General features: G+C 37.3%; 15 protein-coding genes. 9 read left to right on the forward strand and 6 right to left on the reverse strand.

What is annotated here, in order from left to right; genetic code table 11:
- The 4 genes from Q8907_04755 to Q8907_04770 all read right to left on the reverse strand — a co-directional run.
- The coding region (locus tag Q8907_04755; protein MDP4273571.1) for an NAD-dependent epimerase/dehydratase family protein at positions 1-83 on the reverse strand (83 nt) is incomplete at its 3' end.
- A gap of 88 nt (positions 84-171) precedes the next feature.
- Positions 172-1,731, reverse strand: coding sequence for a ribonuclease Y (gene rny / locus Q8907_04760; protein MDP4273572.1), 1,560 nt, complete (start codon positions 1,729-1,731; stop codon positions 172-174).
- Positions 1,732-1,991: 260 nt separating this feature from the next.
- The gene (locus Q8907_04765; GenBank protein MDP4273573.1) at positions 1,992-2,294 is read right to left on the reverse strand and encodes a cell division protein ZapA; all 303 of its coding nucleotides are present in this window, start codon (positions 2,292-2,294) and stop codon (positions 1,992-1,994) included.
- 12 nt (positions 2,295-2,306) lie between these two features.
- Positions 2,307-2,597: a hypothetical protein gene (locus Q8907_04770; GenBank protein ID MDP4273574.1), complete on the reverse strand. Its 291-nt coding sequence runs from the start codon at positions 2,595-2,597 to the stop codon at positions 2,307-2,309.
- A 151-nt stretch (positions 2,598-2,748) separates the two neighbouring features.
- Between Q8907_04770 and Q8907_04775 the strand changes: the two genes are divergently transcribed.
- Together Q8907_04775 and Q8907_04780 are read left to right on the forward strand one after the other, a co-directional pair.
- The gene (locus Q8907_04775) at positions 2,749-4,479 is read left to right on the forward strand and encodes a M23 family metallopeptidase (protein MDP4273575.1); all 1,731 of its coding nucleotides are present in this window, start codon (positions 2,749-2,751) and stop codon (positions 4,477-4,479) included.
- Positions 4,480-4,685: 206 nt separating this feature from the next.
- Positions 4,686-6,101 carry a DUF4403 family protein gene (locus tag Q8907_04780; GenBank protein ID MDP4273576.1) on the forward strand — a complete coding sequence of 472 codons (1,416 nt, stop codon included), beginning with the start codon at positions 4,686-4,688 and terminating at the stop codon, positions 6,099-6,101.
- Positions 6,102-6,146: 45 nt separating this feature from the next.
- On the opposite strand, the gene Q8907_04785 is transcribed toward Q8907_04780, so the two are convergent.
- Both Q8907_04785 and Q8907_04790 read right to left on the reverse strand, forming a co-directional pair.
- Positions 6,147-6,605 (reverse strand): T9SS type A sorting domain-containing protein, encoded by a 459-nt coding sequence (locus tag Q8907_04785; GenBank protein MDP4273577.1) that lies wholly within the window; start codon positions 6,603-6,605, stop codon positions 6,147-6,149.
- A gap of 80 nt (positions 6,606-6,685) precedes the next feature.
- Positions 6,686-7,753, reverse strand: a complete 1,068-nt coding sequence (locus Q8907_04790) for a TerC/Alx family metal homeostasis membrane protein (protein MDP4273578.1) — start codon at positions 7,751-7,753, stop codon at positions 6,686-6,688.
- 334 nt (positions 7,754-8,087) lie between these two features.
- Between Q8907_04790 and Q8907_04795 the strand changes: the two genes are divergently transcribed.
- From Q8907_04795 to Q8907_04825, 7 genes are all read left to right on the forward strand, one after another.
- Positions 8,088-9,512 (forward strand): hypothetical protein, encoded by a 1,425-nt coding sequence (locus Q8907_04795; protein MDP4273579.1) that lies wholly within the window; start codon positions 8,088-8,090, stop codon positions 9,510-9,512.
- A gap of 216 nt (positions 9,513-9,728) precedes the next feature.
- Positions 9,729-10,307 (forward strand): hypothetical protein, encoded by a 579-nt coding sequence (locus Q8907_04800; protein MDP4273580.1) that lies wholly within the window; start codon positions 9,729-9,731, stop codon positions 10,305-10,307.
- Between the two features lie 238 nt (positions 10,308-10,545).
- Positions 10,546-11,340 carry an HAD-IIA family hydrolase gene (locus tag Q8907_04805; protein MDP4273581.1) on the forward strand — a complete coding sequence of 265 codons (795 nt, stop codon included), beginning with the start codon at positions 10,546-10,548 and terminating at the stop codon, positions 11,338-11,340.
- Between the two features lie 30 nt (positions 11,341-11,370).
- A complete protein-coding gene (locus Q8907_04810; GenBank protein MDP4273582.1) occupies positions 11,371-12,006 on the forward strand; it encodes a class II aldolase/adducin family protein in 636 nt (211 codons plus the stop codon).
- Entirely contained in the window at positions 12,003-12,644 is a 642-nt protein-coding gene (locus Q8907_04815) for an HAD-IA family hydrolase (protein MDP4273583.1), read from the forward strand. The genes Q8907_04810 and Q8907_04815 overlap by 4 nt, the downstream gene beginning before the upstream one ends.
- Positions 12,645-12,702: 58 nt before the next feature.
- On the forward strand, positions 12,703-13,935 hold the full coding sequence (locus tag Q8907_04820; protein MDP4273584.1) for a PHP domain-containing protein: 1,233 nt from the start codon (positions 12,703-12,705) through the stop codon (positions 13,933-13,935).
- A gap of 40 nt (positions 13,936-13,975) precedes the next feature.
- The coding region (locus tag Q8907_04825) for a class II aldolase/adducin family protein (protein MDP4273585.1) at positions 13,976-14,816 on the forward strand (841 nt) is incomplete at its 3' end.

Raw genomic sequence — 14,816 nt, forward strand, 5'->3', positions numbered from 1 at the left:
ACAACTTCATAACCATTTGATATCAATCTTTTAGCCAAATGAAAACCGATAAAACCGGCAGTACCTGTAATTAAAATTTTCATTTAAAATATTTTTAATACAATAATGGACAAAAACAAAATACACGACCCCAAAAAGGCCGTGTATCAAATTCAGTAGTATAAAATTATATTATTTGGCATAACTTATTGAACGTGTTTCCCTTATCACCGTAATTTTAATCTGACCGGGATAAGTCATATCGTTCTGAATCTTTTTGGCAATTTCGTAGGAAAGTCCTTCGGCATCCTTATCATTTACCTTATCGCTGCCCACGATTACTCTAAGCTCCCTTCCGGCTTGTATAGCATAAGTCTTTGTCACGCCGGGATAAGATAAAGCAAGGGTTTCAAGGTCTTTAAGCCGTTTGATATAAGCTTCAACCACCTCGCGGCGGGCACCGGGACGGGCACCTGAAATGGCATCACAAACCTGAACGATTGGAGCAATCAGGGTAGTCATCTCAGTTTCATCGTGGTGGGCGCCAATAGCGTTACAAATCTCATTTTTTTCCTTGTATTTTTCGGCCAGTTTCATACCCAGAATTGCATGTGGCAACTCAGGCTCGTCATCAGGAACTTTTCCTATATCATGAAGCAAACCGGCTCTTTTGGCAATCTTGGGATTCAAACCCAGGTCGGCTGCCATAATCGCACAAAGATTGGCCACTTCGCGTGAATGTTGCAAAAGGTTTTGTCCATACGAAGAACGGTATTTCATCTTACCAATCAGGCGGATCAGTTCAGGATGCAATCCATGAATACCCAAATCTATGGTGGTCCTTTTGCCAATTTCCACGATTTCCTCTTCAACCATCTTTTGAGTTTTGGCCACAACTTCTTCGATACGGGCAGGATGAATACGGCCATCGGTCACCAATTGATGCAAAGCCAGACGGGCGACTTCACGGCGTACAGGGTCGAAGGCGGAAAGGATGATTGCTTCAGGGGTATCATCCACTACGATTTCGACACCGGTAGCAGCTTCAAGGGCCCTGATATTTCTTCCTTCACGGCCGATAATCCTTCCCTTGATTTCGTCATTTTCAATATTAAAAACAGTAACCGAATTTTCCACGGCAGTTTCCGTAGCCACCCGTTGAATAGTCTGAATCACGATACGTTTGGCTTCTTTAGCTGAAGTCATCTTTGCCTCGTCCATCACTTCATTGATGTATGACATGGCGTCGGTCTTCGCTTCGCCCTTCAATGATTCTATTAACTGTTCCTTTGCTTCGGCAGCCGAAAGGCCTGAAATAAGTTCCAGTTTTTCAACCTGAGCCTTATGTTCTTTCTCAACTTCTTCCTTCTTTTTCTCCAGAATTTCAAGCTGTGTATTCAAATTTTCACGGATTGCATCAATTTCCTTACGCTTACGCTGAGAATCTTCTATCCGTTGCGAAAGAGCATTTTCCTTTTGCTTTAAAGTATTTTCTGCTGACGAAATTTTAGATGACCTTTCATTGATCATCTTTTCATAATCAGTTTTGAGTTGTAAAAATTTCTCCTTGGCTTGTAATATCTTGTCCTTTTTTATTACCTCTGCTTCAGCCTGTGCATCCTGGATGATTTTTTCATTTTTTTTCAGTAAAAGTTTCTGCCAAATCAAATATGAAAGCAAACCTCCAACAACAAATGCAATCAAACCGATAACCAATCCGGTAACCAAAAAAGGAATAGAACCAATAATCATCGCTATTCCCATAATTTATTTAAGTTATATAGATTATACAAAAAACCCGCATGAGTTTTTTCATAGTATCAGAAACCCCAATTCAACATGGGTGGAGGGGCCAGCTTGTATTGAACGTCCATCGTCCTCCGAAGAGAATTCCCGACGAATCGGGATTATGGCCTGTCCTGGACAAATTGAGCCGAAACTCCAAAGTATTAAATGTTGAGTTTCCCAAGCAAATGAAAAAACAAATGCGGGCAAAATTTATTTAAAAGAACTTATTTATTACTCTCTCCTTTTATAAACTCATCTAATTCCTGGTTTAATTCTTTCATGTTTTCTATTACAGGTAACACTTCAAGCTTCTCTTCACATTCAAGCATCCTGATCACAAACTGTAACGCAGCCATCGCTAAAAAATCCTGAATATCTTTGTCAATATACTTCTGTTTATACTGCAGAACTTTTTCATTTATGAGTCGAGCTGCTTTTCTGATCTTTTCCTCATCCTTCCTTTCAATCTTCAATGGATAATATCTGTCTGTAACATTAACACGTATAGATAGTTTATCGTCTTCCATTATTTATCTTATCTATCTGTTCAAAAGAGCAATACATTTATCAATATCCCGCACTATCTTATTAACCTTTAATTTGGCATCATGAGAATCTTCACTAGAGGCCAAAATCGATTTCGCAACCTTCAAGGTGTCATATTTTTCTTGTAACGTCGCTATTTCAGCTTCGTTGATTTTTATCTGTTCATTCAAACGGACGATCTCCTTTTTTTCATATTCATTCTCTGCTTTTAAGTTATTGTACATGGAGATTAATTCCTGTATTTTACTTCGCAGAGAATAAACTATCTGTTGATTATCATCCATTTTGAGTACTTATTTCTAATACAAATATAATACTTAGCAGACTATTAAAAAAATATTCGGTACATTTTTTAAATCCCAACTCTTTTTTCCAATTTGTCTATATTTTTAGCAATTTTGAACTCTCTTTTATTCAACAGGTAAGACTAAACATATGTTCAGAAAAAAAATTCCCGTACTTTTCATTATTTTTGCTTTAACAGGCTCTTGCTGGGGACAAAAATATGAGGGCAGCGACACCCTATCCTTTAGCTCTCCGCTTGATTTTCAATTGTTTCTGTCCGATAATTTTGGAGAAATCCGGCCTAATCATTTTCATTCGGGCATTGACCTGCGGACCCAGGGAGAAACAGGTAAAAAGGTATTTGCTGCCTGCGAGGGATATGTTTCAAGGATAAAAATAGCCCCTGACGGATATGGACGGGCCCTGTATATTAATCACCCCGGTGGCTATGAGACTGTTTACGGGCATCTTACAGTTTTTGCAGATACGATCGAAAATTATATCAGGCAGTTGCAATACGCCAGACATACGTTCAGCATTGATGTGCAACTGCCGGAAGGTTTAATCCCCATTAAAAAAGGAGAGTTAATTGCCCTGTCCGGTAATTCCGGAGGTTCAACAGGTCCGCATCTGCATTTTGAAATCCGGAAAACACCTGAAGAACATCCTGTAAATCCTTTATTGTTCCATCTGCCGGTAAAGGATACCATCGCACCCCTTATTTTCTCTTTGAAATTTTATCCCCTGAACAACAAAAGTTTCATCAAACACCAGAATAAGGAATTTATCACCTTTGTCCAAAAAAGCACATCAGGTTACTCACTTCCAGGCAAATCCGCCCTGCCCGTATGGGGGAAAATAGGTTTGGGTATTGAGACCCTCGACTGCATGAATCTTTCAGCTGGCGAATATGAAATATATTCAGCTGAATTAAGGGTCGACACTGTCCTGGTTTCCAGGTTATTGCTGAATGAACTGGCATTTGAAAAGACACGCTATGCCAATTCCTGCATTGATTATAAAGATTATTACCTAAATGATGAAAAATTCATAAAACTTTATAAAGAACCCGGGAATATTGCGGATGTTTATGATACAACCATAAACAGAGGAGTGGTTAATTTTTGCGATGGGAAAATTCATAAAATTCAAATTACGGTTAAAGATGCTGCCCAAGATAGTTCGACTTGCACTTTTTTAGTAAGAAGTACTAACAAACGGAATATTTCAACGCACCTTCCGGTTGAGAAAAACGGAATTCCTTTTTATTGGAATAAAAACAACCTGGCAAAGACCGGTGATATGATTCTAAATGTTCCAGCTTTTGCTTTATACGATAATATTTCTTTTGTATATAATTCATCAGGAGATATATTGCCCGGTTTATATTCGCCCACATATAATCTTCACCATCCCTGGGTCCCCTTACAGCGAAACTGTATTCTTTCCATCAACCCCCTTAATCTTCCTGAACGATTAAGGGATAAAACCTGTATTGTACAATTAGAGAAAAACAAAGTTGTTAAAGCTATCGCAGGCCAATGGGATAACAATTTTGTAACTGCCAAGATCAATGAATTTGGAAGTTATGCGGTTGGAGTTGACACCGTGGCCCCAATAATTACACCTGTCAACATATCCGGCCTTGCCATGGAGGATACAATAAAATTCAGGGTCACTGACAATCTTTCGGGGATAAAACAATGCAATGGATTCATCGACAACAACTGGGTACTTTTTGAATATGACCCTAAAAACGAGTTGGTTTATTATGTTTTCGATCCCAAACGTTTGCAGAAAAACAAACCTCATTCACTACTGCTTCAGGTCAATGATATGAATAATAATATCAGCCAGTATTCTGCTGATTTTTACTGGTAAAAGACATTCTACCTGCTGGTAATTCCTGATTTTATCAGGAATTTTTCAGGATTAAACTGAATATCTTTGATCAATCAATATCCATTCATTAAATTTGCAGCGCCTGATTTTCACTACTTCCTTTACACAACAGAATAATTCAATGCCTGACGAATTGAGAAAAACATGCAAGTGCTCATATCAGGAGAATCAATAAACAAATATTTATGATGAAAAAACATTATTTTAATTTATTAGCAGCCATAAGTTTTCCGTGGTTTCTATGTTCATGTGGAGTAACTTTGAAAACAGAAAGCCCGGCAGTGACTCCGTTAAAAGAAGATTTACCGGCAACTGAGTCATACATGAATATTCCTGTGCGGATTAATTTACAAGACCTGGCCAACACGGCCAATTCGAAAGTACCTTTTCAACTGTACAAACAAAACGGAATTAATGCCGCCTCAAATGTAAAAGTCAACCTGGAGGTAAAACGCAGAGGGCGGATTTCAATTACCACTACAAACGGGAATATCAATACATCAATTCCCATTCACATCCAGGGCGAAGCATTTGTTTCAGTAAAAGCCTGCAGTATATGCCCGAAAATCGGAAGGACCCAGCCATTCAGCACAGATCTTACCGTAATGACTTCAACAAAATTAGGAATTGACAGCCATTGGAATATTAAAACCCACACCAATGCCGACTTTACCCTTGATAAAGCGCCCTGCATCAATGTTTTTGGAATTCCTGTCTGTTTTGAATCCCTCACCCGGGAGAAATTAAAGGAACAACTTCCAAGGATCAATGCGATGATTAATGAAAGAATTGACAACGCCTACAATCTGAAAAGTAACGCTGAAAAATATTGGGCCCAGTTGAGCCAGCCCGTTCAGGTTTTAAATAATCCGGTCAATGTATGGGCAGTATTTCAGCCTACAGGATTCAACTTTGCCCCTCCTGCATCAGATAACATAAACAACATGGTGCTCAATCTCGGACTGAAGACGAAGGTAAGAACAGTTGTTGGTGACAAGCCGAATGCAACCAGCCACGGCACATTGCCACCCATCCAAAACACCCAGGCCAAAGACAATCACTTTGAAATTAATGTTCCTGTGGCCGTTCAACTCAACGAAATTAAAAAAATCGTAAAACAGGAAGTAGTGGGAAAAACTTTCAATATTCCCAATTCAAAAAGGAATGTACTGGTCCGCGATATGGATATAATCGGTTCCAACAAGACATTAATCGTCAAACTGAACATAAAATCTAAAAAGACAAAAGGTGATGTGTATATTCTTGCAGATCCCGTATTTGATAATAAAACGAAAACATTAAGCGTGGAGAATCTCAAATTCGACAGCAAGACCAATAATGTGATTGCCAATAAGGCAGCCTGGCTTGCCGGTAATGTTTTCATCAAATCCATTGAAAAGAAAATCACTTACAACCTTTCCAAGGACATAGATAAAATGCGTGTTCAGGCCGAACAAAGTATAAATTCCCTTCATTTAAGTGAAATGGTTGCTTTAAATGCAAAAATCCAGGGATTTGATATTCAAAGCATCTCTTTCGATTCAGGAAATGCCTATTTGAACACAAGGATTGAAGGAGAAATGAATGTGTTGGTAAAATAAAAGAAATGATGAGGAATAAAAAGCACGTTTAAAAACGTGCTTTTTTTATTTATTGACAATTAATTTTTGACTTTCTACGGTTTCAGAAGTTTTTAAGCGGATGAAATAAATCCCCTTTGACAAATCTCTGGCATCAAAAAATATTCTTTGTTTGCCGATTTTAGCTACTCCATCATAAAGTATGGCCACTTCTTTTCCCAAAATATTATAAACTTTCAAAGAAACAATTTCCTGCCTGAATAATTCAAATTCAATGGTAGCCTGATCGGCCAAAGGATTAGGGTAACATCTGAGGGAATATGGATTTTTAACTTGAGGATTTAAATTTAAAAGGGATTTACTAATATGGACGGACTTCATTTCAACTTTGGCAATATTAGCAAATAAATCTTTCTGACCGGAAAAAGAGACAGGTCTTATCAACTGACTAAAACCTGTTGTATAGTAAAAAGCAAAAATAACAACGAAGGCAATAGAATATAATATCTTTCTGCATAACTTCATGAGTCGGTAGTGTTTATCACATTAACACATACAAAGATAATAATATCTTTTCTTTTCAACTATTTCCCATAAGAAAAAACTCAATTATCTGTTTTTTTATTGGAATTTAACTTTTTCTCAGGAAATATAAGGGACAATAGTATACTTACCAGCAAAGTACCCAATATGATATAAAGAGAATAAATGGTTTGAAATCCAAACTTGTCAAGCCATTCTCCAAGCAGGAGTTTAAAACCAATAAAAGCCAATAATAAAGAGACCCCAACTTTTAAAAATCTGAATAGCCGAACTATTTTAGCTAACAGGAAAAACAAGGAACGCAAACCCAATATGGCAAAAATATTTGAAAAAAATACGATATAAGGATCGATAGTTACAGCAAAAATGGCCGGAATGGAATCGAACGCAAAAATCAGGTCAGTAAATTCAATTATCATCAGGACAACAAATAAAGGGGTAAGATAAGTTTTGTTATTCCGCCGGACAAAAAAATTCCCTGTCACATAACGCTGAAATACCCTGAAATGACGAGACAAAAACAAAACCAGCCAATGACTTTGTGGTTCAATCTTCTCTTCTTTATTCCTGTTGAGAAACATATTGATGCCGGAATACAGAAGGAATGCACCGAAAATCAATAAAATCCATTTAAAACGCTGAATAAGGGCAGCACCGGCAAAAATAAAAAGACACCTTAGTACAATAGCCCCGAATATGCCCCAAAATAATACCTTTTTATAATATTTTTCTTTGACGGAAAATGAACTCAGCAACATCATCATGACAAAAATATTGTCTATTGAAAGGGTATATTCAATCAAATAACCCGTAATAAACTCAGTTGCCATATTATGCCTGTATTTAGCCAGGGACAATTGCAAGTTGTCAGGAAACAAAGGAACATGCTCGGCATACCTGCCTCTTACTTCAATTAAACGCTGCATGGAATCTATCCCGTGTATCTTTTCACCGAAGAAATTGATAAACAAATAAAACAACAATGCAAATGCCACCCATACACTTGTCCAAATCAAGGATTCTTTAAGTGAAACTATATGACTTTTCCGGCCTACAACCTTTAAATCAAAAAATAGTATCCCAACAATAAACGAACAGAAAGCCACAAAAAAGATGAATTCACAACTCATGGTTTCATGATTTTTTCAAATTTCTTCTATGCAACAAATTTAACAACTAAAAAGGAAAAACAAATGGCCGGAAATTTAAATACCACGGCTTACTCCAATCAAAGAAATTCAATTTTTCTTTGATATATCTCGATAATTATATCTACATTTGTCTAACTAAAGCTGTAAAAGACAAAGAATTGAACTTACAAAGAGAAGCTCTTTCCAAAAATTAAATCTATATTTTTCCAATTTTTTTGTAATAAATACAATTTAAAATTTTTATTTTTCAGTTTTATAATAAGATTATATTTTCACCAATGACTTTCGAAATATCAATAAAAAACAAATACGAATGAATAGGATAAAGTTTTATATGCCCCTCATTATATTGGTTTTGCAATTTCTCATCATAACCTCGTTTACCCTTGCCGCAGGACAGGATTCAATTCCCCAACTTTCTTCAGCAGATAAAAAGAAAATTGAAGAGGCCAATTCGCTCAAGAAAAATACCGATAAAACGATGGTTGAGGTCAATAAACTAGAAGAAGAAATTTTAAAATCCAACGTTAGCGACAATGATAAAAGCGGACAAAAAAAGCTCAAAAAATCACAGGCCTCCGCCCTCAGAAAACATATTGATGCCCTGGACAACTACGGAAGTGTTCACGATACATATTTCAACGTTTACGGAAGCTATATTACAAAATTCTGGAATCATTTCAGTGGCGATAAAAGCTCGCTTTCGGAAGGTAAGAAACTGGAAGAACAGGCCCATGCCGATTTTTCAAAAGCAAAAAAATTACGTAAAGAGACTGAAGGTTATGAATATGGCACCTTGGTATTAGATAAACTGATGGAAGCAGACAGTTTGGAAAAATCAGCATTAATAAGCCAAAATACTGCTTTAAAAATCTATACGATTTGGCCTCAGAAATATATACCGGTCTCCCATCCTGATACAAACGCGAATATAGCAAAAGCCGATACCGGGCAAAAAGCAGTAACCGATATGCCTGCAGCCCCTGCAGAACCTGTTCCTGCAGTAACCAATTTAAGTGAAAAAGCCGAAAATGACAGTACCGTCAGTCCGGCAGAAATTCCGGCTAAAAATATTGTCAACAAAGAAGATCAACAGGCCTCACCTCAGGATACTGCAAAAACCGTACAGTTACCTGAACCTGTTCCTGAGCCAACACCGGCCAAGGAAGTTGCCCCTGTTGCCGAACAGGCGCCGGCTGTGCCCTCAAATATTGCCGAAGACAACAGCACTGAAAAGGAAAAACAAAAAAGCACCTTGCCTGAATCAGATAACAACCTTATTATCAATGAAAATGACTTTGAAAAGTTTTTAAAATTCTTAAATGAAATCCCTTCCAGCTTACAAGGCAAAAAAGTATCTAATTTTGAAGCATTTCAGCAGGCTTGGGAAAATTATTTAACAGACAATACAGTAAAGTCGGACAACAAGAAACCACAAATCAAAAAATCAGTTTCTGTTAATAATAATTTTTCAACTTCAGGTCTGGTTTTCAGGTTACAAATTGCAGCCAGCCATCAACCCTTGGTGGTCGAGAAGATGAAACGCATCGCAAAGGGAAATCCCAACTACAACATCATTTCAGAAACAAACTGGAATAAATGTTTTTTGGGAAGTTTCAAAAGTTATGAAGAAGCCAATAATTATAAGAAAAATGCCGGAATATCAGGAGCTTTTGTAGTAGCTTTTTATAAAGGCCGTCAAATTGAAATTGCTCAGGCCTTAAAGCTTTCTAAATAATAATGGCAATAAATGAAGATTTTTCATGATCATTTTATAAAATCAGGAATCGTTTGCCCATTACTTCTAATAATCGGGGTATTATTGGTTTTGAATTCATGTAAAACGGTATGGATTCACTTTGAAAAGCCTCAACCCGCAAGTTGCAAAAACCTAAGCCATTTTAAAAGGTCTTATAGGGGACAGTATATCTCCGTTAGTGTCAAAAAAGACGACATGTATTATTGCGATAGTACAATTATGGAAATCCGCTATGACAGTATACTGAAATATAAAAAATCAACCGCCCTCATTCCAAAATTCCGGCTCGATTCAATCACGGCAGATACCAGTAATCATTTAAAAATAGCAGGCGACAAAATAATTGAAACCGAAAATGCCGAAACGGCTGCTTTTCCATATACGGTCCTCAACGATACCGCCCACATCAATTTAGAACAGCAGGAACCCGCACTTTGGTTTTCCATCTCTCCTCAAGGAATATTGCGCAGGTTCAGACATAAATATTATTTGAATGTAAAAACTCCCGACAATCGCTGGGAAATAAGTCGCATAGAAAAAGGCAGGCATGGCTCAATCATCTTAAGCAACCTGTCGGATACAGCAGATATAAAGCTATTGGAAAAATTTCAAATGATCAAAAAGGAAGTATATAAGATGAAAATGAATGAAAAATCTGCTGATAGCACCCGCAATATAGAAGGTTATATTTCCGATCCTTCGCTGAAACAATTTAAAAAATTCATCAAAGCCGGAGGTTTTTCGGTCAGACAGAAATTTAAAAGGAAAAGATAAATACCGGCAAGGTTAAGATTTTGTCCGACGGGACGTCAACTCGTCAAAGGCAAGTCATCAAACTCAATTTATTCAAATCCCGGGGCATTTAATGAAACCAGCAATCCTTAAAAACGTATGATGCATGAATAAAAGTTGATTGTTGTATTTAAGTACATAAAATTCAGGATTAAGACAAAAGCAGTAAAAAAATGTTATTTTTGTCAATATAATATTATTCGATTTAATCAAAAAGGGGATGGATCAGGAGTCAATAGAAAAAATTCGGGAGAAGAAAGCTTTTATCTGCGATATGGATGGTGTCATTTATCATGGGAATCTATTATTGCCAGGGGTAAAAGAGTTTGTTAAATGGCTTAAAAGCGAAAAGAAAAATTTTCTCTTTTTGACGAATTCCAGCGAACGTACGCCCAAAGAGCTTCAGGAAAAACTTTCGAGATTAGGCATTGATGTTGAAGAAGATGTATTTTATACCAGTGCCCTGGCAACGGCAATATTCCTTTCTAGCCAAAAACCGGGAGGCAGTGCCTATATCATTGGAGAACCCGGTTTAATCAATGCCTTGTACAATGTTGGTTATACAATGAACAATATTAATCCGGATTATGTGGTGGTTGGCGAAACACCTTCCTATAGTTACGAAAAAATTGAAAGAGCTATAAACTTCGTTTTGAAAGGGGCTAAATTAATCGGGACCAATCCTGATGTGTCTGGTCCGGTTGAAAATGGCATTGCACCTGCAACCAAATCATTGATTGCACCTATTGAATTATCCACAGGTTCAAAATCCTATTTCATAGGCAAACCTAATCCATTGATGATGCGTACCGCCCTCAAAAAATTGAATTGTCGCAATAATGACGAAGCAATAATAATTGGCGACAGGATGGATACTGATATCATTGCCGGTATAGAATCTGAAATTGACACTGCATTGGTACTTAGTGGGATTACCACTTTGGAAGGCATTAATAAATTTCCCTACCGGCCACATTATATACTGAACAGAGTTGGAGATATTGTAAAAGCATAAAAAACTAAGGAACTTATTAACTAAATCCTAATGGCATATTTACTTGAAAAAGAAGAGGTTGCCTATTTCATGAGGCGTTTGTACGAAAAAAACCTCACCACAACCTCTGGGGGAAATTTAAGTATGAAAATAAACGACAATACTATTTTGGTATCCCCCTCCTCGCTGGATAAAGGAAGAATGAATGGTGGACAGATAGCTGAAATTACGCTGAGCGGTAAAAATTTAACTCCAGAACTTGTTCCAAGTATCGAAACGAATATTCATCTTGCAATTTACAGGAAACGCCCTGATGTCACTGCCGTAGTACATGCCCATCCGGTAATTGCTACAGCATTTACGGCTATGAATAAACTAATAAATACCAATCTTGTAGCAGAAGCCCGTTCCATTTTAGGCCTTCCGGTCATGACAAAATATGCCCCTATGGGCTCAAAAGAACTTGCTGCAATTATTTCAGATGCAGTTAGCCAGGGAAATGTGATGTTGATGGAAAACCATGGGATATTAACCGTAGGAAATTCCTTATTACAGGCTTTTGACAGAATTGAAGTTCTGGAATCAGCGGCAAAAATGACCCTGATCACAGAATTACTTCATGACAAACGGGAATTATCAGAAGAAAGAATAAAAGAAATTGACAGCGCAATTAGTTATATAAGATGATTCAGGCAGTTCTTTTTGATATGGATGGGGTCCTGGTAGATTCCGAAAAATATATCTGTAAAGCAGCCATCATGATGTTCGCTGAAAAGGGGAAGAAAGTAAAAGCGGAAGATTTTGTTCCCTTTATCGGTACCGGAGAAGATCTTTATATTGGCGGAGTTGCAAAAAAATACGGATTAAACTACTTCCCGCAATTTAAAAACCGGACTTACGAGATATACGAAAAAATAACCAAGGGAAAATTAAAACCTTTACCCGGTGTGCTTTCTTTTATAAATCAATGCAAGAATAAAGGATTAAAAACCGCCCTGGCCACCAGTGCCGATAAAGTAAAAATGAACATTAACCTAAAAGCTATTGGGTTAAATGTTGATAGTTTTGACATCATTGTGACTGGTTCTGAAATAGAAAAGAAAAAGCCATTTCCCGATATCTACCTGAAAGCCGCAGAACTCTTAAATATCCGGCCAGACTGTTGCCTTGTCGTTGAAGATGCCGTGAATGGAGTAATCGCTGCCCAAAATGCCGGATGCAAATGTCTGGCAGTCACCACCAGTTTTTCAAAAGGACAACTTATCGAAGCCAATTGGATTGTATCCAGCCTGGTAGAGGTAACTCAAGAAGTTTTAAATTGGTAATTCCTTCATTTAAAATGTAAAATAAATCAAACCTAATTATATTCTAACACATAATTTTATGATAAACATATTCAAAATATTTCCTTCAGAAATTGAACTTTTAAAATGGCAGGAGCAACATCCCTCTAACGGAATTTGCCAGGTAAACGGGCATATTCATACTCCTTATTCATTTAGCGCTTTCAGAAATATTCCACAGGCCTTTGAAATGGCCAGAAAAGAAGGTATAAAAATCCTTGGAATCAATGATTTTTATACCACAGACGGTTATAATGAATTCTATGAAAATGCCTTGAAGAACAAAGTATTCCCACTTTTTAACATAGAATTCATGGGACTTTCCAAAGAGCAGCAAAAACTTGGCATAAGGGTCAATGATCCGGGCAATCCCGGACGTACCTATTTCAGTGGCAAAGGGCTAACCTACCCTCTTTCTTTAGGCCAGGATAACCTGAAAGTCCTCAGTTCCGTCATGCAACAAAGTCAGGAACAAGTTATGTCCATGATTTCAAAAGCCAATGAGCATCTTCAATCCATAGGGTCAGACATCCATCTTGATTATGAGGATATTTTAAAGAACTATGCAAAAAAACAGGTACGTGAACGCCATATTGCCAAAGTTCTTAGAATAAAAATACTTGAAAAATATACTCAAGAAGAAGCCTGTAAAGATTTCTTGAAGCAATTATATTCCGGCAAAGATACAGCAGTTGATATTCACAACAACAACGCCCTGGAAAACGAACTCCGCAGCAACCTTTTAAAAGCAGGAGGAAAAGCTTTTGTTCCTGAAGACGAAAAAGCTTTTTTGTCTATTTCCCAAATCAAAAACCTGATTATTGAAGCTGGGGGAATTCCCTGTTATCCCGTTCTTCTGGATGACAAAAACGGAAAATTCACTGAATTTGAAGCCGATAAGAAGAAAATGCTCAGCGAACTGATAGACATGAATATTGGCTGCATTGAACTGATACCCGGAAGGAATAGCCAGGCCATCCTGAAAGATTTCGTGATGTTTTTCAGGGAAAATGGATTTGCCGTTACTTTTGGAACAGAGCACAACAGTCCTGAACTTATTCCTCTTACCGTTGATTGCCGCGGGCATGAACCTCTTGATAAGGATCTTCAAAAAATCAATTATGAAGGAGCCTGTATCATAGCTGCCCATCAATATTTAAAAGCTCAGGGCAAAATGGGCTTTTTAGATGAAAATGGCAATACACGTGCTGCCGAAACCGAAAATTTCATCCGGCTTGGAAAAGCTGTTGTGAATTACTTTATTTATTCCTAAAAAACACCAATTATCAAAGACTATTAAAATATCAAAACAAATGGAAACATCGATCAAGGATTTAATAGAAATATCTCATTTCTATGGAGAGAAAAAAGATTATGTCATTGCCGGAGGAGGGAATACATCTTTTAAGAACGAGCAATATTTATACATCAAAGCCAGCGGAACCACACTGGGAAATATTACCGAAGAAGGTTTTGCCATGCTTGACCGTGAAAAACTCAACATTATCTCCCAAAAGGACTATAGCAGCGATTCAGCCACCAGGGAACAACAAATAAAAGAAGATCTGTTCAGAAGCAGCGTCTATCCGGAAAAAAATCTCAGGCCATCGGTTGAAACCTCATTGCATAATATTATCAACTATAAATTTGTGATTCATACTCACCCCACATTGGTTAACTCACTGATGTGCAGCCAGAAGGCAAACTCAATTTCCCGGGAATTATTTGGAGATGAAGCTTTATTTGTAGGCTATACAGACCCAGGGTACACGCTTTTTAAAAAAGTAGAAAAAGGAATTGCAGAATATCACCAGAAATTTGGATGCGATCCCAAAATTATCCTGCTCGAAAATCATGGGATCTTTGTAAGTGCCGACAATATTGATGAAATCAAAAATCTGTATTCAAGAATTATTCAGAAACTTAAAAGTAAAATAAAGCAGGAACCAGATCTTCAGCAATTACAGGCCAATCTGGTTATTGCCGAGGTATTGCCTGCCATCAGGATGATTTTATCGGAAAATCAGGTAAAAGTTACCCGTTTCATCAACAATTCACTGGTAGCACCCTATTATGCCGATAAAGCAAGCTATGAAAAGATTTCCTCCCCTTTTATTCCGGATCAAATTGTATATTGCAAGGCAAAATCCTTAT

The sequence above is a fragment of the Bacteroidota bacterium genome (genome assembly GCA_030706565.1).
In the GTDB taxonomy this organism is placed as follows: domain Bacteria; phylum Bacteroidota; class Bacteroidia; order Bacteroidales; family JAUZOH01; genus JAUZOH01.